This window comes from Elongatibacter sediminis (assembly GCF_037892215.1).
GTDB classification, from domain to species: domain Bacteria; phylum Pseudomonadota; class Gammaproteobacteria; order Xanthomonadales; family SZUA-36; genus Elongatibacter; species Elongatibacter sediminis.
Genome location: NZ_JAZHOG010000018.1, coordinates 14,955 through 40,373, shown reverse-complemented (window position 1 = coordinate 40,373; position 25,419 = coordinate 14,955). Strand labels below are relative to the sequence as shown.

16 protein-coding genes are annotated in these 25,419 nt (G+C 63.0%); 5 read left to right on the top strand and 11 right to left on the bottom strand.

The window, feature by feature from the left end; translation table 11 throughout:
* The first annotated feature begins 1 nt into the window (after position 1).
* The 3 genes from V3330_RS19200 (at position 2) to V3330_RS19190 (ending at position 3,411) form a co-directional block, all read left to right on the top strand.
* Complete coding sequence (locus V3330_RS19200; protein WP_354697082.1) at positions 2–1,207, top strand: LeuA family protein; 1,206 nt, start codon at positions 2–4, stop codon at positions 1,205–1,207.
* Between the two features lie 113 nt (positions 1,208–1,320).
* Complete coding sequence (locus V3330_RS19195) at positions 1,321–1,536, top strand: hypothetical protein (protein WP_354697081.1); 216 nt, start codon at positions 1,321–1,323, stop codon at positions 1,534–1,536.
* Positions 1,537–1,833: 297 nt separating this feature from the next.
* Positions 1,834–3,411 (top strand): SulP family inorganic anion transporter, encoded by a 1,578-nt coding sequence (locus V3330_RS19190; protein WP_354697080.1) that lies wholly within the window; start codon positions 1,834–1,836, stop codon positions 3,409–3,411.
* A 410-nt stretch (positions 3,412–3,821) separates the two neighbouring features.
* Here V3330_RS19190 and V3330_RS19185 read toward each other — a convergent pair whose 3' ends face one another.
* The 5 genes from V3330_RS19185 to V3330_RS19165 all read right to left on the bottom strand — a co-directional run bounded on the left by V3330_RS19185 (position 3,822) and on the right by V3330_RS19165 (position 12,853).
* Positions 3,822–6,320 carry an efflux RND transporter permease subunit gene (locus V3330_RS19185; RefSeq protein WP_354697079.1) on the bottom strand — a complete coding sequence of 833 codons (2,499 nt, stop codon included), beginning with the start codon at positions 6,318–6,320 and terminating at the stop codon, positions 3,822–3,824.
* Positions 6,317–7,300: a WD40/YVTN/BNR-like repeat-containing protein gene (locus V3330_RS19180; protein WP_354697078.1), complete on the bottom strand. Its 984-nt coding sequence runs from the start codon at positions 7,298–7,300 to the stop codon at positions 6,317–6,319. Before V3330_RS19180 ends, V3330_RS19185 begins: the two co-directional genes overlap by 4 nt.
* A gap of 99 nt (positions 7,301–7,399) precedes the next feature.
* A complete protein-coding gene (locus V3330_RS19175) occupies positions 7,400–8,764 on the bottom strand; it encodes a DUF1329 domain-containing protein (protein WP_354697077.1) in 1,365 nt (454 codons plus the stop codon).
* A 15-nt stretch (positions 8,765–8,779) separates the two neighbouring features.
* On the bottom strand, positions 8,780–10,699 hold the full coding sequence (locus V3330_RS19170) for a DUF1302 domain-containing protein (protein WP_354697076.1): 1,920 nt from the start codon (positions 10,697–10,699) through the stop codon (positions 8,780–8,782).
* Between the two features lie 12 nt (positions 10,700–10,711).
* Positions 10,712–12,853 carry an alpha/beta hydrolase gene (locus V3330_RS19165; protein ID WP_354697075.1) on the bottom strand — a complete coding sequence of 714 codons (2,142 nt, stop codon included), beginning with the start codon at positions 12,851–12,853 and terminating at the stop codon, positions 10,712–10,714.
* A 222-nt stretch (positions 12,854–13,075) separates the two neighbouring features.
* Between V3330_RS19165 and V3330_RS19160 the strand changes: the two genes are divergently transcribed.
* Both V3330_RS19160 and V3330_RS19155 read left to right on the top strand, forming a co-directional pair.
* Complete coding sequence (locus V3330_RS19160; protein ID WP_354697074.1) at positions 13,076–14,440, top strand: SLC13 family permease; 1,365 nt, start codon at positions 13,076–13,078, stop codon at positions 14,438–14,440.
* Positions 14,441–14,581: 141 nt separating this feature from the next.
* Entirely contained in the window at positions 14,582–15,343 is a 762-nt protein-coding gene (locus V3330_RS19155; protein ID WP_354697073.1) for a class I SAM-dependent methyltransferase, read from the top strand.
* A 51-nt stretch (positions 15,344–15,394) separates the two neighbouring features.
* Here the strand turns inward: V3330_RS19155 and lpdA are convergent, their stop codons facing one another.
* From lpdA to V3330_RS19125, 6 genes are all read right to left on the bottom strand, one after another.
* Positions 15,395–17,227 carry a dihydrolipoyl dehydrogenase gene (lpdA, locus tag V3330_RS19150; protein WP_354697072.1) on the bottom strand — a complete coding sequence of 611 codons (1,833 nt, stop codon included), beginning with the start codon at positions 17,225–17,227 and terminating at the stop codon, positions 15,395–15,397.
* Positions 17,228–17,239: 12 nt separating this feature from the next.
* Positions 17,240–17,755 carry a retropepsin-like aspartic protease family protein gene (locus V3330_RS19145; RefSeq protein ID WP_354697071.1) on the bottom strand — a complete coding sequence of 172 codons (516 nt, stop codon included), beginning with the start codon at positions 17,753–17,755 and terminating at the stop codon, positions 17,240–17,242.
* A 19-nt stretch (positions 17,756–17,774) separates the two neighbouring features.
* On the bottom strand, positions 17,775–19,220 hold the full coding sequence (locus tag V3330_RS19140; protein ID WP_354697070.1) for a dihydrolipoyllysine-residue acetyltransferase: 1,446 nt from the start codon (positions 19,218–19,220) through the stop codon (positions 17,775–17,777).
* Positions 19,221–19,249: 29 nt separating this feature from the next.
* Positions 19,250–21,922 carry a pyruvate dehydrogenase (acetyl-transferring), homodimeric type gene (aceE, locus tag V3330_RS19135; RefSeq protein ID WP_354697069.1) on the bottom strand — a complete coding sequence of 891 codons (2,673 nt, stop codon included), beginning with the start codon at positions 21,920–21,922 and terminating at the stop codon, positions 19,250–19,252.
* Positions 21,919–24,231 carry an NADP-dependent malic enzyme gene (locus tag V3330_RS19130; protein ID WP_354697068.1) on the bottom strand — a complete coding sequence of 771 codons (2,313 nt, stop codon included), beginning with the start codon at positions 24,229–24,231 and terminating at the stop codon, positions 21,919–21,921. The genes aceE and V3330_RS19130 overlap by 4 nt, the downstream gene beginning before the upstream one ends.
* A 101-nt stretch (positions 24,232–24,332) precedes the next feature.
* Positions 24,333–25,352, bottom strand: coding sequence for a class I fructose-bisphosphate aldolase (locus V3330_RS19125; protein WP_354697067.1), 1,020 nt, complete (start codon positions 25,350–25,352; stop codon positions 24,333–24,335).
* Positions 25,353–25,419: the final 67 nt, after the last annotated feature.

Here is a 25,419-nt window from a genome sequence, read left to right as displayed (position 1 = left end):
CATGAGCACCACAACCATCCGTGACGACCAGATCTGGATCAGCCCGCTGAACGACGACGAAGCGGTACAGGGCGGTTTCGACCGCAGCCGCACCGTGCGTTTCTACGACACCACCCTGCGCGACGGCGAACAGGCCATCGGCGTGGTGCTGAATCCGGACAACAAGTTCGAAATCGCCCGCAAACTGGACGAACTCGGCGTTGGCCGCATCGAATCCGGCTTTCCGCGCGTGTCCGCCGAGGACACCGAGGCCGTGCGCCGCATCATGGACGCCGGTCTGAACGCCGAGATCTGGGGCTTCTCGCGTTGCGTGATCGCCGACCTCGACGCCCACGTCGAACTCGGCACCCAGCAGGTGCTGATCGAGATTTCGACCAGCGAATCGAAGATGAAGGCCTACGGTTTCACCCGCGAAAGCGTTATGGAGAAAGTCGGCAACGCGGTGCGGCACGCCCGTGACAACGACATGCGGGTCAACTTCTTCGCCGTCGACGCGACCCGCTCCGACCAGGCCTTTCTGAAAGACGTCTACGCACACGCACTGGAACAGGGCGCCGAGGAAATCTCGGTGGTCGACACCATCGGCGCGATGGCCCCCGAGGCCGTCGAGCGCATGGTGCGCGACATCGCCACCCACGTCGGCCAGGACATCCCGATTCACTGGCACGGCCACAACGACTTCGGTCTCGCCACCGCCTCGGCCATCGCCGCGGTGCGCGGTGGTGCGACCTGGATCCAGGGCACCGTCAACGGCATGGGCGAGCGGGCCGGCAACGCCGACATCTGCGAGGTCGCACTCGCGCTGTCCTGCCTGTACAAGGTGCCGGTGGAAATGAATCTGGCCAAGGCCCGCGAGGCCTCCCGGGTGGTGGCGAAGGCCGGCGGCTACACCGTCGACGGCTGGAAGCCGGTGGTCGGCGAGAACCTGTTCACCCGCGAGAGCGGCGCCGTGGCCAGCCAGTTCCACAGCCCAGAGGCCATCGAGCCCTATTCGGCCGACATCGTCGCCGCCGAGCGCCGCATCGTGCTGGGCAAGAAGAGCGGTCTGGACAGCATCCGTCTGAAAGCGAAGGAACTCGGCATCGACATCCCGGACGACCAGGTCCCGGCCATCCTGGCCGAGGTCAAGGCCCTGGGCGTGCGCAACGAGCGCCTCGTCACCGACCAGGAGTTCCGGCAGATCGCCGAGAAAGCGCTGGCGGCCTGAATCACCCATCACCGGCGGAGCGGAAAATTCCGCTCCGCCGCAGCCCCACCGAAAAGGGGCCGGATACATCTTCTTTAGTGTGTATCCGGCCCCTTTTTCGTATGGGCTCGCAGGTGAGTCCCGGGTCGCTTCGGCTTGACGAATCCCTGCCGATCAACCACCCGTGCGTCGATGCCAACAAACGCGTCGCATTCTTCGCGACGGATGTTTTTCTCCGCCTGAACGGCTGGCAACTCGATGTCGAAGCGGGTCCCGCCCATGCGTTCCTGATGGGACGGTTCGACTCGGACACCAGCGACTTCGATCACCTGCTGGCCTGGATCCGGTAGTCCCTGCGCCGGCTTTGACTGCCCACTGGCAGCGACGGGCGGAAATCAGGCACGGGCAGTGGCCAATCGCTCCCGTCGCTTGGCCTGCGGGATTTCCGCTGGTGGGTGGTTCCGCGCACCGATAGCGGATAGAATCGCGCGCTTCGGGAAGTCTGCCAGGCGGCTTCTGCGGTGAACCGGACTACGGGTTCGCCTGACCCGCCCGCACGTTTCACTGTTCATTTTCCGCAAAGACACTGCTTTGGTCGCGCCTGAGCGCCCGGCCGCGGCGGGTCATTGCCCAAGAAAAAACTCAGCATGCTATTCAATCTGTTCGTCAAGAAGAACGGTAACTGGCGGGACGACACCCTGTCCGGCTTCACCGTGGCACTCGCACTGGTTCCGGAAGCCATTGCCTTTTCGTTCATCGCCGGGGTGGACCCGCTGGTGGGACTGTGGTCGGCGGTATTCCTGGGCTTCGTCACCTCGACCTTTGGCGGCCGGCCGGGCATGATTTCGGGCGCTACCGGCGCGATTGCCGTTGTGGTGGCCAAGGCGGTTGAGATGGGCAACACCGCCGGCGCGGAAGCCGGCATCGACGATCTCGGCATGCAGTACCTGTTCGCCACCGTGATGCTGGCCGGCCTGATCCAGGGGTTGGTGGGCCTGTTCAAACTGGGCCGCTTTATCCGGCTGGTGCCCTACCCCGTCATGATGGGCTTTGTGAACGGTCTGGCCATACTGATTCTGCTGGCCCAATTTGATTCATTCAAAACGGCGGAGGGTGCCTGGTTACCCGGCAATGCACTATGGGTCATGGGTGGATTGGCAATGCTGACCATGGCCATCATCCAGTTTTTTCCGCGAATCACTCGCGCGATTCCGTCCATCCTGGTCGCCATCATCGCCGTCGGGCTCATGAGCCATTTCAACGTGATCGACACCAAGACCATCGGCGATGTGCTCTACGAGGGAACCGGTAGCGCCAAACTGACCGGCGCCTTTCCCATGCTGGCCTGGCCTTCGGATATCGTCTGGACGTGGGACACCTTCGTGCTGATCGGCGGAACCGCCCTGACCGTGGCCCTGGTCGGCCTGATCGAGTCGCTCATGACGCTCCAGCTGATCGACGATCTCACGGAAACCCGCGGCCAGGGCAATCGTGAATGTTTCGCCCAGGGCGGAGCCAACTTCCTCTCCGGCCTGTTCGGCGGGATGGGCGGCTGCGCGATGATCGGACAGAGCCTGATCAACATCAAATCCGGCGGGCGCGGACGCGTTTCGGGCGTGGTCGCCGCCCTCACCTTGGCGGTACTGATCATGGTCGGCGGACCGGTCATAGAGCAGATCCCCATCGCCGCCCTGGTGGGGGTGATGTTCATGGTCGTCATCGGCACCTTTGAATGGGCGACTTTCCGCACCCTCGGCAAGGTACCGGCGGCCGAAGTCGTGGTGATACTGACGGTGACCCTGATCACCGTGATTCTGCACAATCTGGCCCTGGCCGTGTTTGCCGGCGTGATCGTCTCAGCGCTGGTATTCGCCTGGGAAAGCGCACGACACGTTCGGCTCAACCCCCAGGACACGGAACGGGGAACCCGCATCTACAATCTGCAGGGTGTGCTGTACTTCGGTTCGGTCCATGAATTTGCGCAAAGAATGTCACCCCTTACCGACCCGGACGAGGTGATCATCGACTTCAAGGATGCCCGGGTGGCCGACTACTCCAGCCTGGAAGCACTCAACGCCGTCACCGAGCGCTATCGCAAGGCCGGCAAGCGCTTGAGACTGCGCCACCTCAGCCCGGAATGCCGCAAACTGATCACCGCGGCCGGCAGCCTGGTCGAGGTAGAAGTGGCCGAAGACGATCCGCGTTACAGCGTGGCCAGAATCTAGCGCGGACGACCTTCAAGGGATTCCCGGGGTCGGGCCAACACATGTCACTGGATTCCCGGGGTCGGGCCAACTTGTTAGATTCCCGGGGTCGGGCCAACACATGTCACTGAAAATTAGAACGTTTTCGCATCAAAAAGCCATTGGAACGGCTTAAGCGTGGGATTTATGGGCAGGAAAAGCAGGTTCCAAGGATTGGAAGGCGGGCCCTGTTCAAACGTCCACAACACCTCTTGAATCGTCGACTTTGACGCCCCGCCGACGCATTGCGCTCAGGGTGGGCTCTGAACTCGCCCTCGATTACCTATGTTTCGCCACTGTCGGAAACCGGGTCAACCCTCCCAGCCTCGGCACCCGGAGCACCGGCAAACGCACATGAACCCACCGCCAGCGGACCCGGCCCGCAGGGAATTTCAGCGCCCGGCGCGCCGCGCCGTCGTTTCAGCGTCGCCGCTGCGGTAGATCAGCCAGCGCACCAGCGCGGGCAGCACGATGATGGCGCCCACCATGTTGGCCAGGAAGATGAAGGCCAGCAGAATGCCCATGTCGGCCTGGAACTGCAGCGGCGAGAAGATCCAGGTGCCCACGCCGGCGGCGAGGGTGAAGCCGGTGAAGATCACGGCCCGGCCGGTCAGCCGAAGCGTGCGGTAATAGGCTTCCCGGAGCGGATGCCCGATGGCCAGCAGATGGGCGAGGCGGTTGTACATGTAAATACCGTAGTCGACGCCGATGCCGACACCCAGCGCGACCACCGGCAGGGTGTTCACCTTCAGCCCGATGCCGTACAAGGCCATCAGTGCTTCCGCCAGTGTCGAGACCACGACCAGCGGCAAAACGATGCATATCGTTCCGAGGAAGGAACGATAAGTGATCATGCACAAAACGATGATCGAAGCGAACACCAGGATCAGCATGGGTTTTTCGGCTGCGCTGATGTCGTCGTTGGTCGCGGCCATCACGCCGACATTGCCCGTGGCCAGGCGAAACTGCAGGAATGGTTCGGGAGCCGCATCGTCGCCATCTTCCTGACTTGCGTGCAGCGAAGCCTTTTCGAGGGTGAACGGCACGTCACCGATCTTCAGTTCTTCCTGCATTTCCTCGGCCCGCTCGACCACGCGCGTAATCGTTTCCGCCCGGTGATCCGTGGTAAACACCAGCACCGGCATCGAACTGCAGTCGCGGTTGAGCAGCCCGGTATCGGTGTCGATGCTGCTGAGAGCCTGCCGCATGACGTAATTGTCCCGCGGCAGTATCCGCCAGTTGATGTTGCCTTCGTTCCAGCCGGCGTTCACCACCTTCGCGACCATCGGCAAGGTAATCACTTTCTGCACGCCTTCCACGTTGCGCATGTGCCAGGCGAATCGATCGATCCGCTCCATCACCTCGTAATTCTCGGTGCAGGCGTCCGGAATGGTTTCCGCCACGACGGTGAAGACATCGACGCCAAGCGAAAACTCGTCTGAAATCAGCAGGGCATCCTGGTTGTAGCGCGAATCGGGGCGCAGTTCGGGTACGCCGGGCTCGGAGTCGCCAATCTTCATGTCCTGCGCCAGCCAGAACCCCACCACGAACAGCAGCACGCTGATGCCGATGACGATGGCGGCGCGCCGCGGCTGGGTGATGTTGGTCAGGAACATCCAGAACGCGGAATGGTCGTGCGCCTTGCGCAGCAGCCGTTCGCGATATTCATGGGCGTTGCTCAGGTGGACCCAGGACAGCAACACGGGCAGCAACAACAGGTTGGTCAGAATGATGACGGCCACACCCAGGCTGGCCGTTATGGCCAGTTCCTGGATGATCCGGATGTTGATGAACAGGATGGTCAGAAAACCGATGGTGTCCGACACCAGGGCAATGATGCCCGGCGCCAGCAACTTCTTCATGGTTTCGCGTGAACCGTGCATTGGCGAGCGGCGCGGAATCGTATCGACATCGGTTACGCCGTCCTGCGCCCAGGCATCGGGGGTACGCCCGGAAAACTCCTTCTCCACGGTCCAGGCGCTGATCTTCTGCACGCCGTGGCTGACGCCGATGGCGAAAATCAGGAACGGCGTCAGGATGTTCATCGGATCCAGGCTGTAACCCAGCAGGCTCAGGGAACCCAACTGCCAGATGACGGCGATCAGGGAGCACGCCAGTGGCAGCACGGTCAGCCAGATCGAATGCGAATACAGGTAGAGGAGAATGGCGGTGATGACCAGTGCGATGCTGAAAAACCAGACCACGGACTTCGCGCCATCCGAAATATCGCCGATGATCTTGGCGAAGCCGATGACGTGCACCGAATAGGCCTCGTCTTCGTAATCGGTCCGTATCTGCTCCAACTGGCTCGCGACTTCACGGTAATCGAGCTGCTCCCCGGTCTGCGGGTCCTCCTCGAGCAGGTTGGCCCAGACCATGGCGCCGCTGAAGTCATTGGCCACGAGACGGCCGACCTCACCCGACTTGACGATATTGCCGCGAACGCGCTCGAACATTTCGGGGGAAGGCGAGAAATCGGAAGGAATCACATTGCCACCCGCGAAACCGTCCTCGACCACCTCGACGAAACGCACGTTGGGCGTGAAGATGGAGCGAACGCTGGCGCGGTCGACACCGGGAATGAAGAAAACCTGGTTGGTGATTTCCTCGAATCGCTCGAAGAACTCGGGCGCGAACATGTCGCCGTCGCGCGCCATCAGCGCCACCAGGATGCGATTGGCGCCGCCAAACTCCTGCTCGTATTTCAGGAAGGTCTGCATGTACTCATGCTCGAGCGGCAACTGCTTCTTGAAACCCGTCTCGATGCGCAGACTGGTCATGGAATAAAGCATGAAGACCGTAGCGACAACGAACAGGCTGACCACCGCGTAGCGGTAATTGATCAGGAAGGTCGCCAGCTTGTGCAGACGGGTATGGGTCGTGTCGTTCATGATCCGTCCCCGGTGTCTGTTGCGACCGGATAGCGGTAGAAACCTTCCTCACCGGTGAGCAGAAAACGTCCATCCCCGAGATTCAGCACCGATGCGAAATCGACCCCGCTGGGATGCGCGACCGCACGGTAGTCGTTCGCGCCCAGCCGTTCGATAATCACGCCGCCATTACCCACCAGCAGGGTGCGCCGCCCAGCCTGCACGCCATCCATCAGGGTGGCCTCCAGACCGGTGCCGGCTTCGCTCCAGGTATCCCCGCCGTCACAGGAGCGCATCACATGGCCGCGCAGACCGGCGAACAACACGCAGCCCTTTTCAATCTCCAGCGCGCGGAACATTGAACCCTGGTAGGGCAGATCCAGCGCCTCCCAGGTTTCCCCCTGATCGTGGCTGCGGTACGAATAGCCTGCCTCGCCGGCAATCAACAGGGTGCCGTCCCCGAGTTCGACAATTGAATTCAGGTGCCAGCTGTCCTCGTCGTTGACGGCCCAGTCCTCCCAGGTCTCGCCGCCGTCCCGGGTAACCAGCATCAAACCGTAGGCGCCGATGGCCAGTCCGTGCCGCTCATCGAAAAAATGCAGGTCCATGACCGGCTGGAAGCGCTCCGGATCGAAGAACTGACGGGTCCAGTTGCGCCCGCCGTCGCTGCTGGTGAGGATGACCGTATCGTGGCCGGCCGCCCACAACCGGCCACCGCTGGATTCCAGCGTCGTCAAAGTAGAGCGGGTGGGGACGACATCGGCCTGTTGCCAGGTTTCCCCGTCGTCATCGGACCAGACGATGTGCCCGCGCTCACCAACCGCCAGCAATCGATCACCCGCTTTGATCGTGTCGAGCAACAGCGACTGTGTGACCAGCGGCAGGTGCTCCGCGTATTCGATTTCCTCAATGGAATCTTCGGTCTGGGCCAGCAGCAGCCCCGGCGCGCCAGCCGCGGTGAGCAGCAGGCAACAGCAGACGATCACTTCAATCCGCATCATGGCGAAGATCCGCAGCGGTGGGGGACACATGAAACCATCATGCAACGGCAAAGCCGTCGCAGGCAACAAGGCCGGCAATTGCCGGCCTTGCGTACGACCTCATCTTCGGCCGCGGGTTCTGAGCGCCTGCGGCGTGAACTGACCCGGGTTCAGCTCGACATTGAACGTATTCACCGGGCCGGTATTGTCGAACCCCTGCGCGACGTAGCGTCCGGACTGCAGGTCGTAATGGGCCTCGATGGTGGACCAGTAAGTCGGCACGTCGTAGTAGTTGATCGCGTGCCCCTCCGACGAACGCCACAGTTGGCCACGCGCGTCGTAATGATCGGTCAGCACGATCTGGTAGCTGTCCTCGTCCAGGTAGAAGGTACGCCGCGGGTTGATGTGACGCATGCCTTCCTTGAGGTTGGCCTCGATCACCCAGACCCGGTGCAATTCATACCGGAACAGCTCGGGATTCAGGTGTCCGGGCCGCACGAAATCATCGTAGCCGAGGCCTTCGGCGTGGGCCTTGTAGGAGTTGTACGGCACGTACATTTCCTTCTTGCCGACTACTGTCCAGTCGAAGCGGTCCATGGCGCCGTTGAACATATCGGTCATGTCATTGGTACGCAGACCGTCGGATGCGGTGCCCGGGTTGTCGTAGGCGACGTTCGGCGCCCGGCGCACGCGGCGCTGTCCGGGGTTGTAAATCCAGGCCTGGCGCGGCTGCTCGACCTGGTTGAGGGTTTCGTGCACCAGCAGGATGTTACCCGCGAGCCGGGCCGGTGATTCCACTTCCTGGAAGAAATACAGCAGGATGTTGCCGATGGACGCGCTGGTCTCGCCTTCCTTGTAGTACAGGCCGAGCAATTCCTCGCGGATGACGGTCACCGAGTAGTCACCGTTCGTGGTCGGCGCGATCTGGTTGTTGTACCGAACACCGCCGATGCCCTTGTACTTGAGTTTGTGATTCCACATCAACTCATAGGCGTTCTCCGGGAACGGGAAAGGAAATCCTTCCGCGGCATCGACCACACCCTCACCTTCTGCGGCAAGCTTCGCGGTCTCACCGTTGCGGGCCGTGTACTCATAGACCCGTTGCGGAAAGGATACGGATCGCCGGGTAGGGTAAACATCCATGTAATACGTGTCGGCGTACTGCGCCAGCATGGCTTTCTGACCTTCGCTGAGCTGGTCCGCGTACTGCTGGTAATTACTGCCGTCAATCCGGAACAGAGGCTGGTCATCCGCGAACGGATCGGGATGGTGGTCGCCCGGACTGTAGCCCGCGGGCGGCTCCAAAATGCCACCGGTCCACTCCGGAATCGTGCCATCCGCATTGCCCGCGCGCTCGGAGCCCATTGGCGTCAGATCCTCGCTCAGACGATGGATTTCGTCCGGCTTGGGTCCGGCCAGGGCCTGGCCCGTCGCCAGCACAATGCCGACGCAGACGGCGAGGGATTTGGTAGTGATCATGCGCATGAAGTCCTCCGGCGATCAGAATGAGTAACGAATGCTGGCACCGATGAAATCCCGGTCCTTGAGCAGGTTGTAGCGGCCGGCGCCAAAATACGACGTGTAACTCAGGTCGAAGCCCCACTGCTGCAGGTAGCTGAAACCCAGGCCCAGAGTGAGTTGCTTGCGGCCGTCGATGAATGAACCGCCCGGCCCGGGCGTGGTGCCGCTGACGTCGTGCGCCCAGCCGATCGAGGGCGTCATCGTCCACGCGGTGCCGAACACGTTGTTGTAGTCGGCCCGGACCAGCAGGCGATAGCCCCAGCTGAAGTCATCCGCGAAACCGTCCGTTTCGGTCTGTGGATTGCGGAAATCGCCGCTCAGGTAGTCCGGCCCACCGCCGGTGTCGGTGCCGTCCCCGTTATATCGCAGGTAATCCTTGTCGGGGAGGTCGGAAATGTAGTTGAAACCCACTTCCGCCACGAATGCGATCTGATTGGCCTTGAGGAAATTTCCGGGTCCGAACAGCCGGGTCGTGGTGGTCTGGGCCTGCCACATGTTGTGCTCGTCCCAACCCTGGATCAACTCACCCGGCCCGAATTCGCCCAACTGGCTCTTGAAACGGTTGACCGGGGCGGGAATCAGCACGTTCAGCGGCGTCAGGCCGGCGAACAGCACCTCGACGTCGTCGATCTGAAGCGGGGCATTGGGCCGGTAGCTGACCTCGCCGGAAAGCGACCAGGTGCCGATGGTGGTGTTGAAGCTCGCACCCCACAGGTGGATGTCCTCGGGGTACTCGGTCCAGTACTGTCCGCTGCTCAGTGCTGTCGACGTAATCGACCGGCCGCTGATCAGGGGAAGGCGGCTGTGGTAGTTGAGGAAGTAAAAACCGAACTCGGTGTAATTCAGGTTCTCCGCGAAGTACCGCATCGCGAGACCATATTGGCCGCTTTCCGACGGGAAGCGCGTTTCCACCCGGGGAAAGGACAAGGCACACCCGGCGGCCACGAGATCAGGAGGCAACCCGGTGTCCGAACCGCCATAGTTACCGAACAGGCAGACATCGTGATACAGGTCCGGATTGATCACGGGTTGCGGCACCGTGCCAAATCCCAGCATGGCATAGGCCCCGCCCGGAGTCGCCAGGTCGTTGGTCGAGAAATAGGTGCCGGCCGGATCGGGATCGACCTGCTGGTATTCGAAGATGTACAGCGGCTCAACGGAAAAGTTCGGAGTCACCTCAAAGCTGGCCCAGATCATGTTCACGCCTTCGAACGCTTCCTTGAGCTCGGCTCCGGCCACGCGCAGCTTGGACACGTCCACCGGATTGATGACGTTGATTCCTCCCTGGATGAAGGTGGATTCGCCCCAGCTCACGACCTGGGACCCGAGGCGCCAGGTCACGGCGCTGTCGCCGAACAGATGGTCACCCCAGATGTAGGCATCGAGCAGGCGAATGTCCTTGCCGACCTTTTCCTCGGCGATATCGGACAGCACGTCACGGTCTTCGTTTTCGAAGTCGTAAAACGCACTGAATCGAACAAAAGCGCCAAAGTTGCGGTACTGCAGATCCAGCTCTGAAGTGAGCTTGATGGTGTTGGAAATCAGATCGCCCGAATCGGGGTAATTCAGATTGCCGTCGTCACCGTTGTTCGACCAGCGCCCGAGCGCGGCGCGCTGCCCGGAATTGGGCAGGAAGCCGACCGTGGGATTGAACACGGCCTTGGCGACGTTGTCCTCGTCCAGGTCGCTGGCTCGCCATGACGCACCGTAGGTGATGGTCGTGTCGAAACTGCCGGTAATTTCACCGGACGAAATGTCGATGGCGTAAGCCGCTGGTGCCGACCAGCCCAGAACGGCCGCGGCACAGGCTGCCACCATCGGAGCTGAAACGCTGCGATTCCGGTTCATGATGCTTTCGTCTCCACGGGCGGGGAGGATGCGGGTGCGGTTCGTTTTCATGTCTCGGCCCCCTTATTCCGACACCATGGTCGCGGCATTGTTCACCACCACCGTTGTGCCCTTGCTGGATACGAAGGAAGCCACCTGGCCCTGCATTTCCGCGGTCGCTTCGGGCGAGCTCGCCGGACTCAGCAATGAACCGTGCGATGCCGGCGGCGGGAATCGTCCGACCAGGGACAGGCCGGCCGGGTCCGAGCGGGACGAGGAATACGCTTCCAGACCCATCGCCCGAATCAGCGGCTCCGTGCCGGACAGTGGCGCGGTGGCCACGAAGTTCGGCACCACCGTGTCGCCGATCACTTCGTTCAGGACGATGCTTTCGAAAGTGCCCGATTCAATCGCCCAGTTGATTGGGTCCATCGAATCGATCACGGTCTGGAGCAGCGTGAAAAACTGCTGGTAGTCAGCAGTACCGGGGAACACGCCGACCGATCCGAGACCGGCCCGAATCAATGGGCCGTAGGCCTGTGATGCTTCCAGACCGCGAGCGATTCCGCCCATCGGTACGGACAGGAAAGCCCGCTCGACCATCGGCTCCGCCGCTACGAAAGGCTGGCCCAGGATCGAGCCCATCGACAAGGATACGTAAGCGATGTCGGATCCGTCGAAATCCGGAATCGGATCGCCATCGATACTGATGTGCGGAATGGATACCGTCAGTACCGACAGGTCGGCCTGTGCCTGCCGGCCGTTATCGCGGCTGGTCAGCATGCTGCCCAGATTGATGATGTGCGTTCCCGACGGGTCGGCGACACCGTCGGGGCCCGGGGCACCGGTCAGGTTGTCGATGTAGTCCACGTCGAACGTCCGCTCGTTCGCATCATCCGCGAAAGGTGTGTTCCCGACATAGAACGGTGCCAGTGTGGGCGCCAGTGCCGGAACCACTCCGTGCAGCGGAGCATCCATCGCGATGGTCGCGTAGCCCACCGATGCCAGTGTGTCGGCGATGGCCAGCATCTGGGTCCGATTGCCACCCAGGCCGTGACCGAAAATAACCACCGGCCACCCGGCTGCCGGACGGCTCCTGCCGCTGGCCGCGTTGGGCACGCTGATCAGCAGCGGCACGGTCTGATCGCTGGTCTTCACCGGGAACGGGTTGGCGACGGTCACGTGGGTCGAGGTCGGATCGAGCCCGAGCGCATCGAAAGGCGCCACGTAGGCGCCCGGCTCCGCCCGCCAGAACTCAGTGAGTGGCGCGACCGGGTTCTGCTGGCTGGGTACGCCGAGGTAATAAGGCAGGGTGATCACACCCATGTACAGGTCAGCGATTCCGGCGCCGCCGACGGCGCCTGTGTCGATGCCCATGGGAGCAGCGGTGGTGGGCGCGGGACGCGCAACGCTGCGCAGGTTCTTGAGCACCGGCGTGATGGACTGGGTCTGGGCCGTCCAGCTCACCACGATGTCGTCCGGATTCACTCCGGCGGCCGCGGCGGCGGCTTCCTGGGCGTTGATAATCTGGCGCAGGCCCTCCAGTGCCTGTGCGTTTGCGGTCGGCAGCAGGGTGGTGCTGTTGCCGTTTGCATCGATCAGCGGATCCGGGCGCTTGCCGATGAAATACTGCTGGTCAGGAGTGGCGTCGTTGCCTTCACTGTCCCGGACATCGTTGGTGATAACCGCCATGTAGGTGGTCAGCTCCTTCAAGGGCAGCAGCGGAAGAATGGCGATCGTGTCTGGCGCCGCCAGGGTGGCCGTGTACTCCACGCCCGGCTCCAGTTCACGCACCACACCGCTGACCTGGACGATGGTGCCGAACACGGTACTCACCTCGAACATTCGCACGGACTGACCCGGCACGACCGATGCCGGGTCGATGGTGGCCGTCGGTCGGAACGTATTGAGCGAACTGATGGGGTTCTTGACGAAGTTGACAGTCCAGGCCTCCGTGGTGCTGAAACCGTCCATCGCGCTCAGGGCCACGGCGGGATCGCCGAAATCGGTGGGGTCTGCCACCGGAATGTTCAGGGTCAGGTCGGTGGTGCCGGTGAACAGCAGGTTGATCGGAAACGGCAGCAGGCCGGCCGAGGCGTCGAACACGGGCGTCAATACCTCGGTGACGATACTGCCGTCCTTGTTGCGCGCGGGCTGGGTAGGCGCCGCCTGGGCCTGCAGTACGACCAGAAGCAGAATTAGCGTGAAGGAAAGGCGTTTTTTCATACAATTATTTCCCCGTGAATACGGATCGGAGATTCCGGACTCGTTTGCGGTAGATCGATCCGCCCTGTGCTAGAGTGCCGGGAATTTTTGGGGCATTCGCGGGTGGGTCGATGGAGCCCTGGGCGAACAGCCCGAATCAGTAGAACCATTCTTATCATACGATAACGTACGGTAATTGCACAGGGAGACGAAAGTGATTGATTCCGTGGGTGATCTGCGTCAATGAATCGCTGGTTGTTAGCCGGCGCCCCGCTCGCCAGCCTGCTTCTGTTCGCCTGGTTGACCAGCCAGGGATGGTCCGCCGACACGGCGATTACCGCCGCCGTCACGCTGATTTGCGCCGTATGGTGGATATTCGAGCCCGTCCCGATCCCTTTCACGTCGCTGATCCCACTGGCGGTGTTTCCGCTACTGGGCGTGCTGACACCGAGCGAGGTGGGCCAGGCCTTCGGCAGCCCGCTGATCCTGCTGCTGATGGGTGGGTTCATGCTGTCCACCGCCATGGCGGATTCGGGCGCGCACCGGCGCATCGCGCTGTACATGGTCAACCTGTTCGGCGGCGACAGCGCTCGCGGGCTGGTGCTCGGTTTCATGGCTGCCGCGGCACTGCTCAGCATGTGGATATCGAACACGGCGACCACCCTGATGCTGCTTCCGGTGGCGCTGGCCGTGCTGGAGCAGGCGCAGAAGCGCATTGCGATTCCGCTGTTGCTGGGAATCGCCTACGCAGCCAGCATCGGGGGCCTGGGAACCCCCATCGGCACTCCGCCCAATCTGATCTTCATGCAGGTCCACATGGACCAGTTCGGCAGTGCGCCCAACTTCCTGGAGTGGATGTCGCTGGGCCTGCCCATCGTCATTGTTTTCGTGCCGCTGGCCGGACTGTGGCTGACACGGGGAATCCGCCTCGAACGGCCCGTGCAGCTGCCCAACACCGGGGCCTGGCGCCCGGCCGAAAAACGGGTATTGCTGATGTTCAGCCTCACCGCCCTCGCCTGGATCACACGGCAGGCGCCGTTCGGAGGCTGGAGCGGCTGGCTGGGGCTGCCTTCCGCCAACGACGCCTCGGTGGCCATGATTGCAGTCATCCTGATGGCCATGTTGCCCAACGGCGAAGGCGGCCGTCTGCTGCGCTGGGAATCCGCCCGCCGGATTCCCTGGGGCGTCTTGATCCTGTTCGCCGGCGGCATCTGCATTGCCTCGGCGTTCGTCAGCAGCGGCCTGGCGGAGATCATGGCCGGCCAGTTGAGTGGACTGGTCGCGCTACCGACCTGGCTGCTCATCCTCGGCATTTGCCTGTCCGTGACATTTCTCACCGAAGTGACCAGCAACACCGCAACGGCCAGCCTGCTGATGCCGTTGCTTGCGGCGACGGCGGTGGCGACCGACATCAACCCTATGCTGCTGATGGTTCCGGCGGCGCTGAGCGCCACCTGCGCCTTCATGCTTCCCGTGGCGACCGCGCCGAACGCCATCGTTTACGGCAGCGGCCGGATCAAGGTGAGCGACATGGCTCACGCCGGCCTGGCGCTGAACGTTCTCGGCGCCATCATCATCACCACGACCTGCGTGTTCCTGCTGGATTGACAATTCGCTTCGGGTGCACGACCACCCCGGTTCACCGCAGGCACGGCTCCATCCATCGCCCCACGCGCCGGGTTCGGGCGTTGACGGTGCCGACCGGAACTATACTGCGGCTCTGGCGGCCGGACCGCGGGGAGAATGAAGATGACGTGCACACAGGCGCTCCTGACCTTGCTGTTGATTTCACCGTGCAGTGACGATGGCGGCGCATCGCTGGATCTGACCCTGGCCGAATCGCTGGCCCACCCCGAACGCCTGGAAACCGACCGCGTGCGCGATCCGCTTCGGCGACCGGCCGATGTGCTGGGGTTTTTCGGACTGCAGGCCGGGATGAACGTTCTCGATCTTTTCTCCGGCGGGGGTTACTACACGGAAATCCTCAGCCGGGCGGTGGGACCGGACGGATCCGTGACCGCACATAACAACCAGGCTTACGTGGACTACGTCGCCGAAGAACTGCAAGCCCGCTACGCGGGTGACCGGCTCGATAACGTGGAGCGGCTGGTCGCCGAAGCCGGAGAACTGGATCTGCCACCGAATTCATTCGACCTGGCGCTGGTGGTGCTGACCTGGCACGACTTTTACTACGTGGACCCGGAAAACGGCTGGGAGGCGATCGACGAGCCGGCCCTGACCCGCACGCTCTGTGGCGCGCTGAAGCCCGGTGCGGTACTCGGCGTCATCGATCACGTGGCCGACGCCGGCGCCGATGTGCGCGAAACGGCACAGACCCTGCACCGTATCGACCCGCAGCGCATCAAGGACGACCTGGCCGACAGCTGCTTCACCTTCGAGGCCGAGAGCACGGTGTTGCGCAATGCCGCGGACGATCACGCCCAACCCATGTTCGACCCGGCCGTGCGCGGCCGCACCGATCGCGTGGTGTACCGGTTTCGCCGCAGCTGAGCGCGTTTGGCGATCGGCGGGTGCGATTTCCCGTCGTTTACTTCCCGGCGTTCACTTTTTGCGCGGAATGTAGAGGTCGGTCACCGTACCCTCGTACACCTCGGCCGCGAACGCCACGGTTTCCGACAAAGTCGGGTGAGGATGAATGGTGAGGCCGATGTCGGCCGCCTCGCAACCCATTTCAATCGCCAGCGCGCATTCCGAAACAAGGTCTCCGGCGTGCGGACCGACGATGCCCGCACCGATGATACGGCCCGTTTCTTCGTCGAACAGCAACTTGGTGAACCCTTCACCCCGGCCGATTCCCAGCGCCCGCCCACTGGCGGCCCAGGGAAACTTCCCGACACCGTAGGCCGTGCCACCGGCTTTGGCTTCGGTTTCGGTGACGCCGACCCAGGCCACCTCGGGATCGGTATAGGCCACCGACGGTATCGCCCGCGCGTCGAAGGCACTCTTGTGCCCGGCGCAGACTTCCGCCGCGACCTTGCCTTCGTGGGTGGCCTTGTGGGCCAGCATCGGCTGACCGACGATGTCGCCAATGGCGAAGATATGCGGCACGTTCGTTCGCATGCGGTTGTCTACTGCGATGAATCCCTTGTCATCGACCTCGACCCCGGCCGCATCGGCGCCGATATTGCCGCCGTTGGGCACCCGGCCGACGGCGACCAGAACGCGGTCGAACTCGGCCGAGGACGGGGCTTTTTCGCCCTCGAACCGGGCCACCAGCGCATCATCGGCGATATCGACACCGGTCACGCGGGTCTCGAGGTAGATGTTTTCATAGCGCGATTTGATGCGCTGCTGCAGCGGGCGTACCAGGTCGGCGTCGGCGCCGGGCATCAATTGCGGCGTCAGCTCCACCACGGTGACTTTGCTGCCCAGCGCGGCGTAAACGCACGCCATCTCCAGACCGATGATGCCGCCCCCGATGACCAGCAGGCGGCCCGGAATATCCTCCAGATCCAGCGCGGCGGTCGAGTCCATCAGGCGCGGATCACCCCACGGCAGCCCGGGCAGTTCCAGTGACTGGGAGCCCGCGGCAATGATGGCATGCGCGAAGTCCAGAACCCGCTCTTCGTCGCCGCCACCCACCGTCAGCTCATTCGGTCCGGTGAAACGGCCGGTGCCCCGGACAACCTCCACCCCCCGGCGGGTGGCCATTCCGCCCAGGCCATCGGTCAGCTTGCCGACGACACCGTCCTTGAATTCACGCAGGCGTTCGAGGTCGATATCGGGATCGCCGAACCGAACACCATGGTCCGCCATTGCCGCCGCTTCGTCGATAATCGCCGCGGTATGCAACAGCGCTTTGGACGGAATGCAGCCGACGTTGAGACACACACCACCCAGACTGGGATACCGTTCAACCAGGGCCACTTTCAGCCCGAGATCGGCCGCGCGGAAGGCGGCGGTGTATCCACCGGGGCCCGAGCCCAGCACGACCACATCGTATTCATGCCCGCCTCCGGATGGCGCTTCATCATCGTCCGTGGCGGCAGTGCCGGCCGCAGCCGCATCGTTTTCCCCGGACGAGCCGTCCGCCGCTTCGTCTGCCGCCGCACCCGCGTCCGGTCTGGCTGTTTGTTCCCCCCCGGATTCGGCCGTCACTTCCCCGCCGGCCGGAGACTCCGCCACTGCTTCCGCCTCGGACTCGATGACGGCGATCACGTCACCCTCGGAAACCGCGGAGCCCTCACTGACTTTGACTTCCCGGACGATGCCGGCCACCGGAGCGGGAACTTCCATGGTCGCCTTGTCGCTTTCCAGGGTGACCAGGGATTGTTCCTCGGCGACCTCGTCGCCCGGGCTGATCAGCACCTCGATCACGGGTATGTTGGTGAAATCGCCGATATCCGGCACTTTGACTTCGGTGGTCTGACTCATGCTGGGAAACCTCTAACTTCCTGGCGCTGCAATGACCAGCGTATCGCCTTCCTGGACGATGCTGAAATGTTTCAAAAAACTCATGCCCAACAGGGCCTGTTCACCCAGCCCCGGGGTAATGGTGGCACGCACGTCGCGCAGGGTGAACACGCCGAACTGCACGCGGTCCAGCCGCGTGACCCAGCCGCCGACCGGCCCGGCCGCCGTCATGATGCCGATCCGCGGGCCGAATTCGAGCCCGATGGAACGTGCCAGCCGTTCGGAAACCGCCACATCGGTGGCGCCGGTGTCGACCAGGAAGTGCACATCGTGCCCATTGATCTGGCCATCGGCCGAAAAATGGCTGTCGCGCCGCCGTTCCAGGACGACCAGGACGCGCCCGTGCTCGTCCTCGCTGAGGCTCATGCCGCCCTGACCCCGGATCACCGCATGATAGAGCGCTGTCAGGCCCAGCAGAATGGCCACGATGGCCGCCCAGTACAGGCGGCGGCCCTGGCCCGCGGACGGGGCATCGCCCGCACCGGTCATCGGATGCCGCCGGTGCCGGTCAAAGCGTCAACCGGCGCAGGTCTTCGAGGCGGCTGCACAGGTACCGGGTGAAGCGGGCGGCGGCCGCACCGTCGATCACCCGGTGGTCATAGGACAGTGAGACGGGCAGCATCAGGCGCGGCTGAAAGGCATCACCGTTCCAGACCGGCTTCAGGCTTGAACGGGAAACACCCAGGATCGCGACTTCCGGTGCATTGATGATCGGAGTGAAGGCCGTGCCACCGATACCGCCCAGGCTGGAAATCGAAAAGCATCCCCCCTGGATGTCCTGGGGCTTGAGTTTCTGCTCGCGCGCGCGTTCGGAGAGTTCACCCAGTTCCCGGGCCAGTTCCATGATGCCCTTGCGCTCGCACTCGCGCAGCACCGGAACCACCAGCCCGTCGGGCGTGTCGACCGCGATGCCGATATTGAAATACTGTTTGAGGATCAGCGTTTCGCCGTCTTCCGCCAGCGAGGCGTTGAACTGCGGAAACTTCTTCAGGGCCGCGACGCTGGCCTTGATCAGAAAGACCAGCGGGGTCAGCTTGAATCCCTGCTCCCGGGCCTCGTCGACATGGTCCTTGCGGAAACTCTCCATGTCGGTGATGTCCGCTTCGTCATGCTGGGTGACGTGCGGAATGGATACCCAGTTGCGATGCAAATGCCCGGCTGAGAGACGCCGGATGCGCGACAGGGGCTCCTCGCGGGTTTCCCCGAAACGGGAGAAATCCACCTGGGGTGGCGGCGGCAGATTCAAGCCCGCGAAACCGGGCGCCGCGCCTGCCTGCGCAGCACCGGCGGATGCCGCGGCCTCGCCGGCAGACATCACCGACTTCACATGGCCGGATACGTCTTCCTTCAGTATGCGGCCCCGGTCGCCACTGCCCGACACCTGCAGCAGGTCCACGCCCAGTTCGCGCGCGAAGACCCGCACCGCCGGGCTTGCATAGGGGACCGAAGACGGGTCCACCGCGGCCAGGCCGCTGCGCCGGCGCTCTGCCGGCAGATCCTCGCCACGTGATGCACTTGATGACGTGGCCGGGGACGCACCCGGGGACGCTTCAGCATCCGCTTCATCGCTATTCGGCTCCGATTGCGCGGGTTCATCCGTATCGGTCCCGGTGTCTGCCGCTTTCTGCGTGTCATCCGGGCGCGAGGAGGACTCATCTCCCGCGTTCTCGCCCGCACCGGCATCCGTCCCGCTCTCCGCGGCCGGCTCTTTACTGTCCGGCTCGAGCAGGGCCACCACATCCCCCTGCGTGACGCTGTCACCCACTTTCAGCTTCAGGTCACGGACGATGCCGCTCTGCGGCGCCGGCACTTCCATGGTCGCCTTGTCGCTTTCCAGGGTGATCAGCGAATCTTCAGCTTCGACCCGGTCGCCTTCGGACACCAGCACCTCGATGACCGGCACGTCCGTGAAGTCGCCGATGTCCGGAACCGTGATTTCGATGGTTTTGCCCACTGTCTGCTCCAATCCGTTCCGTGGCGCGCTCAGACGTGCGCCGGGTTGGTCTTGTCGGGTTCGATGCCCAGTTTGCTGCGTGCGCTGATCAATTCACCCTGCCCGATCAGTCCTTTGCGGTACAGGGCGTAAAGGGCGGCATAGGCCACCTGGAAACGATCCACTTCGAAGAAGCGACGCAGATTCTCCCGCGTGTCGGAACGCCCGAAACCGTCGGTTCCCAGCACAATGTAGTCCTGCTGCGGCAGGAATCCACGTACCTGATCGGCGAATGCGCGCACGTAATCGCTGGCGGCGATGACCGGGCCCTTGCGATCGGTCAGGCATTCGGTGACCCACGGCACCCGTGGCTCCTGTTCGGGATTGAGCCGGTTGAACCGTACGCAGTCCAGGCCTTCGCGCCGCAGCTCGGTGAAACTGGTTGCGCTCCAGATGTCGGACGCGACCCCGAAGTCCTGTTCGAGGATGCTGGCCGCCGCGATCACTTCGCGCAGAATCGTTCCCGAGCCCATGAGCTGAACTTTCTTGCCGGCATCCGGACCTTCGCGGAACAGATACAGACCCTTGCAAATCCCGTCCTCCACGCCCTCGGGTTTGGCCGGGTGCGGGTAGTTTTCGTTCATGACGGTGATGTAGTAGTAGACGTCTTCCTTGTCCTGGTACATCCGCCGCAGACCATCGCGAACGATGACGGCGACTTCGTATGCGAACGTCGGGTCATAGGACACACAGTTCGGAATCGCACCGGCCAGCAGATGACTGTGGCCGTCCTCATGCTGCAGGCCCTCGCCGTTCAGGGTGGTGCGGCCCGCGGTGCCGCCGATCAGAAAGCCCTTGGCGCGCATGTCGCCGGCCGCCCAGGCCAGGTCGCCGACACGCTGGAAACCAAACATCGAGTAGTAGATGAAGAACGGCACCATGGGCACGCCACTGGTCGCGTAACTGGTGGCGGCCGCGATCCAGGACGAGAAGGCACCCGCCTCGGTGATGCCTTCCTGCAGAATCTGACCCTTCTTGTCTTCCTTGTAGAACATGAGCTGGTCGGAATCGACCGGCGTGTAGATCTGCCCGATCGACGAATAGATACCCAGTTGCCGGAACATGCCTTCCATGCCGAAGGTGCGTGCCTCGTCGGCAACGATGGGAACCAGGTGCGGCGCCAGTTTCTTGTCGCGCAACAGGATGGCCAGGGTGCGGACAAACGCCATCGTGGTGCTGATTTCTCGGTCACCGGTGTCCTTGAACACCGTCGCGAAAGCATCGAGCTCCGGCACCGGCAGGGCCTCGTACTCATGCCGGCGCTGCGGTATTGGACCGCCCAGGGCTTCACGACGCTCCTTGATGTAGCGAACCTCGTCGCTGTCCTCGCCCGGGTGGAAGTACGGCACCTCATCGATTTCGTCGTCAGCGATGGGCACATTGAACCGGTCGCGGAACTGGCGAATGGAATCCACGTCCATTTTTTTCTGCTGATGGGTAATGTTCTGCGCCTCGCCAGCGCCACCCATGCCGTAGCCCTTGACCGTTTTGGCCAGGATTACCACTGGCCGCTCGCGCGGCTCCGTAGCCTTGTGATAGGCCGCATAGATCTTGTGCGGATCGTGTCCGCCACGGTTCAGCCGCCAGATGTCCTCGTTGGACATGTGGGCGACCATTTCCCTGAGTTCGGGATACTTGCCGAAGAAATGCTCGCGCGTGTAGGCGCCGCCCTTGGCCTTGTAATTCTGGTACTCGCCATCCACCGCCTCTTCCATGCGTTGGCGCAGCAGACCGTGCTTGTCCCTGGCGAACAGCGGATCCCAGTACGAACCCCAGATGACTTTGAGCACGCTCCAGCCGGCGCCGCGGAACACGCCTTCGAGCTCCTGGATGATCTTGCCGTTACCGCGCACCGGGCCGTCCAGCCGCTGCAGGTTGCAGTTGATGACGAAGATCAGGTTGTTGAGCTTCTCGCGCCCGGCAAGGGAAATCGCGCCCAGGGATTCGGGTTCGTCGGTTTCCCCGTCACCGAGAAAACACCACACCTTGCGCTGGGAGGTGTCGGCGATGCCGCGATCGTGCAGGTACTTGAGAAAACGGGCCTGGTAGATGGCCATGATGGGACCCAGCCCCATCGACACGGTCGGGAACTGCCAGTAATCCGGCATCAACCACGGATGGGGATAGGAACTCAGTCCGTTGCCCCCCGTTTCTTCGCGGAAACGGTCGAGTTGCTCCTCGGTGATGCGGCCCTCGAGATACGAACGGGCGTAAATGCCCGGGGAACTGTGTCCCTGCATGTAGACCAGGTCGCCACCGCCTTCATGATCCGGGCCGCGGAAGAAATGGTTGAACCCCACATCATAAAGCGTGGCCGCCGATGCAAAGCTGGCGATATGGCCGCCCAGTTCCCCGCCGCGTTTGCTGGCCCTCACGACCGTGGCCATGGCGTTCCAGCGGATGATCGAACGGATGCGGTGCTCCATCTCCGCATCCCCGGGAGAACGCGCCTCCAGGTGCGGCGGAATCGTGTTGATATAGGCCGTGGTCGCATCGTAGGGCAGATAACCACCTGACCGGCGCGTGTAGTCGACCAGCTGTTCCAGCAGGAAATGCGCGCGCTCCGGCCCTTCACGGGCGATGACGGCCTGCATCGACTCCAACCACTCCCGTGTTTCGACGGGATCGGTATCGGTGTGCAGCTTGTCGTTATCGCGGGTCATCCTGCTTTCTCCTTGCCGGCCGAACCGACAATCGCTTGTTTTTCCATTAATTGGGCTTCGACAACAGCCAGTGCCGTCATGTTCACGAGACGCCTGGCCGATGCGGATGGCGTCAGCACATGCGCCGGCTGGCGCGCGCCGAGCAGGATCGGCCCGACCGTCACGCCGTTACTGATCATCCGGGCAAAATTGAACGCGATGTGTGCCGAATCCAGGTTGGGCATCACCAACAGGTTTGCGGGTCCGCTCAGACGGCTGTTGGGGAATACATGGCGGCGATAGGTTTCATCCAATGCCATGTCGGCCGTCATTTCGCCTTCGGCCTCGAGGTTGGGGTCCTGCTCGTGCAACAACTCCAGCGCGCGGCGCATCTTCGAGGCGCTCTTGTCCTCGTGGCTGCCAAATGCGGAGTGCGACAGCAGCGCGACTCGTGGGCGAATGCCGAAGATTCGAATCTTGTCCGCCGCCATCAGGGTGATCTCGGCGATCTGCTCCGCGCTGGGGTCGGGATTGACGTGCGTATCGCAGACGAAACAGGCGCCTTCGTCCGTGCTCAGCACGCCCAGCGAACCCGCGGTCTGGATGCCGGGTTGCAGGCCGATCACGTCCAGCACGTGGGTCAGGTTGTCCCGGTAGCGTCCAACGATGCCGGTGATCATCGCGTCGGCCTCACCCCGATGCACCATCAGGGCCGCGATGACACTGTTACGCGTACGAACGATGGCTTTCGCGGTATCCGGAGAGACGCCGCGCCGCTCCATGATCGCGTGATAGGTGGTCCAGTAGTCCCAGAATCGTGGATCGGACTCGGGATTGACCAGTTCGAAATCCTCGCCGGGACGCAAGCGCATGCCGAGCTTTTCCAGACGGCTCTCCACAACGGCGGGGCGGCCAATCAGGATGGGCCGGGCCATGCGGTTGTCCACCACCGTTTGCACCGCGCGAAGCACGATCGGCTCTTCGCCATTGGCATAGGCAACGCGCCTCGGTTCTGCGCGGGCGGCGTCGAACACCGGCTTCATCAACAAGCCGGTGCGGTAAACGAACTGCTCGAGTTTTTCCCGGTAGGCGTCCAGGTCTTCCAACGGCCGGGTGGCCATGCCGCTTTCCATGGCCGCGCGCGCCACGGCGGGCGCAACCTGTACCAGCAGCCGCGGATCGAACGGTTTGGGAATGATGTAATCCTGGCCGAACTGCAACTGCTCCATGCTGTATGACATCACGCCGGCCTGCTGAACCTCCTTCTGCGCCAGTTCGGCGATGGCCTCGACGGCGGCCAGCTTCATCGCCTCGTTGATGCCGCTGGCACCGACATCCAGCGCTCCGCGAAAAATGTACGGGAAGCACAGGACGTTGTTGACCTGGTTCGGATAATCGGAACGGCCGGTGGCGATGATGGCGTCAGGACTGACCTCGCGGGCGAGCTCGGGCAGAATCTCGGGGTCCGGGTTGGCCAGCGCGAGAATGACCGGGCTGTCCGCCATGCTGGCCACCATGTCCTGGCTGAGCACACCGCCCGCCGACACCCCCAGGAAAATATCCGCGCCGGCGATGGCCTCCTCGAGCGTGCGCCATTCCGTATCCGCGGCGTAGCCCGCCTTGCGGTCGTCCATGTAGGATTCGCGGCCCGCGTAAATCACGCCCTCGCGGTCGACGACGACGATGTTTTCCTTCTTCAAGCCCAGACCGACCAGCAGATCGAGACAGGCGATGCCCGCCGCACCGGCGCCGGAAGCCACCAGGCGAACCGAGTCAATGGACTTGCCGGTTATCTTCAGCGCGTTGCGCACCGCCGCGGCCGTAATGATGGCGGTACCGTGCTGATCATCGTGGAACACCGGAATCGACAGCCGCTCCTTGAGCTTGGATTCCACGATGAAGCATTCCGGTGCCTTGATGTCCTCCAGATTAACGCCGCCGAAGGTCGGTTCCAGTGCGGCGATTATGTCGACCAGCCGGTCCGGGTCAGACTCATCGATTTCCAGATCGAAGACGTCGATATCGGCAAACTTCTTGAACAGAACCCCTTTGCCTTCCATGACCGGCTTGGACGCCAGGGGACCGATATCACCCAGGCCCAGCACGGCCGTGCCGTTGCTGATGACGGCAACCAGATTGCCGCGCGCGGTGACTTCGCTCACGGTCGAGGGATCGTCGTGAATCAGTTCGCTGGCCGCCGCCACACCCGGAGAGTAAGCCAGCGCCAGATCCTGCTGCGTGGTCAGGGCCTTGGTGGGCGTGATCTTGATCTTCCCCGGCCGCGGATACCGGTGGTAGTTGAGCGCGTTTTCCTTGAGATTTGAAGTCATCAGCTCAGCAGTATCCGCCGGCGGTCGAACCCGCCGGACCAGTCAGATGACCCGGCGACGCGAGACGCGTATGCCGGGCCGGGTGGACGTTATTGACGGGCTCAGGCCGCCTCAAGCGAGGTGTCGTACTGACCCATCGCGGCCAGGCCATTCATCCGGGCGCGGTGGGCCAGCTTGTTCTGGGCCGCGGCGACATTGGCCGAAACGTTTTCGCCCCACAACGCCAGTGACGGCGCCTGTAGCGCGCGGCCGTAGGAAAAGCTCAGCGGCCAGGGCAGATCGCCGAGGCGGTTCATGGCATCGAGGTGGGCGGTGGCTTCCTGGTCGGACTGTCCGCCGGACAGAAACACCACGCCGGCCAGCGCCGCGGGCACCGCATTGAGCAGGCACTGCACCGTGGCTTCCGCCACCTCGCCAACGCCGGCGCGATCCTCGGCATCGGAACCCGAGATCACCATGCTCGCCTTCAGGATCGCTCCCTCGAGCAGGACATTGTGATCGTACAACTGGTTGAACAGGGCGCGCAGCGTGGCCTCGGTGACCTCGAAGGATTCATCCAGGCCGTGAGTTCCGTCCATCAGAACTTCGGGTTCCACCATCGGGACAATGTCCGCTTCCTGGCACAGGGCGGCATAGCGCGCCAGCGCGTGGGCATTCGCATCGACACAGGACGCGGTCGGGATGTTCTCACCGATGGTGATGACCGCGCGCCACTTGGCAAAGCGTGCGCCCAGGCCACGGTACTCTTCGAGACGGCCGCGCAGGCCATCCAGCCCCTCGGTGATCTTTTCGCCTGAATGGCCGGCCATCGGATGCGCACCGGTATCCACCTTGATTCCCGGAAGCACTCCGGCATCCTGCATGACCTGCACGAACGGAGTGCCGTCCGCTGTGGACTGGCGCAGGGTTTCGTCAAACAGAATCGCGCCGCTGATGTGGTCACCCAGTCCGGGCGTGGTCAGAAGCATTTCGCGGTAAGCCCGCCGGTTGTCCTCGTTGTTTTCGATGCCGACCGATTTAAAGCGTTTGCCGATGGTGCCCATGCTTTCGTCGATCGCGAGAATGCCTTTGCCTTCCGCGACCATTGCCTGTGCCACCGCCACCAGATCCGAACTGCTCATGCTCTGACTCCTGAAATGGGTTTAATGCGCCGTGCCGCGGCCGCCGCCTGCAGCCGCGGCGCGTGTG

What these genes read in the sequence shown, in the direction of transcription:
- V3330_RS19200 (WP_354697082.1), top strand. Translation starts at nt 2, where the DNA reads ATGAGCACCACAACCATCCGTGACGACCAGATCTGGATCAGCCCGCTG.
- V3330_RS19190 (WP_354697080.1), top strand. Translation starts at nt 1,834, where the DNA reads ATGCTATTCAATCTGTTCGTCAAGAAGAACGGTAACTGGCGGGACGAC.
- V3330_RS19185 (WP_354697079.1), bottom strand. Translation starts at nt 6,320, where the DNA reads ATGAACGACACGACCCATACCCGTCTGCACAAGCTGGCGACCTTCCTG.
- V3330_RS19180 (WP_354697078.1), bottom strand. Translation starts at nt 7,300, where the DNA reads ATGATGCGGATTGAAGTGATCGTCTGCTGTTGCCTGCTGCTCACCGCG.
- V3330_RS19175 (WP_354697077.1), bottom strand. Translation starts at nt 8,764, where the DNA reads ATGCGCATGATCACTACCAAATCCCTCGCCGTCTGCGTCGGCATTGTG.
- V3330_RS19170 (WP_354697076.1), bottom strand. Translation starts at nt 10,699, where the DNA reads ATGAAAACGAACCGCACCCGCATCCTCCCCGCCCGTGGAGACGAAAGC.
- V3330_RS19165 (WP_354697075.1), bottom strand. Translation starts at nt 12,853, where the DNA reads ATGAAAAAACGCCTTTCCTTCACGCTAATTCTGCTTCTGGTCGTACTG.
- V3330_RS19160 (WP_354697074.1), top strand. Translation starts at nt 13,076, where the DNA reads ATGAATCGCTGGTTGTTAGCCGGCGCCCCGCTCGCCAGCCTGCTTCTG.
- V3330_RS19155 (WP_354697073.1), top strand. Translation starts at nt 14,582, where the DNA reads ATGACGTGCACACAGGCGCTCCTGACCTTGCTGTTGATTTCACCGTGC.
- lpdA (WP_354697072.1), bottom strand. Translation starts at nt 17,227, where the DNA reads ATGAGTCAGACCACCGAAGTCAAAGTGCCGGATATCGGCGATTTCACC.
- V3330_RS19145 (WP_354697071.1), bottom strand. Translation starts at nt 17,755, where the DNA reads ATGACCGGTGCGGGCGATGCCCCGTCCGCGGGCCAGGGCCGCCGCCTG.
- aceE (WP_354697069.1), bottom strand. Translation starts at nt 21,922, where the DNA reads ATGACCCGCGATAACGACAAGCTGCACACCGATACCGATCCCGTCGAA.
- V3330_RS19130 (WP_354697068.1), bottom strand. Translation starts at nt 24,231, where the DNA reads ATGACTTCAAATCTCAAGGAAAACGCGCTCAACTACCACCGGTATCCG.
- V3330_RS19125 (WP_354697067.1), bottom strand. Translation starts at nt 25,352, where the DNA reads ATGAGCAGTTCGGATCTGGTGGCGGTGGCACAGGCAATGGTCGCGGAA.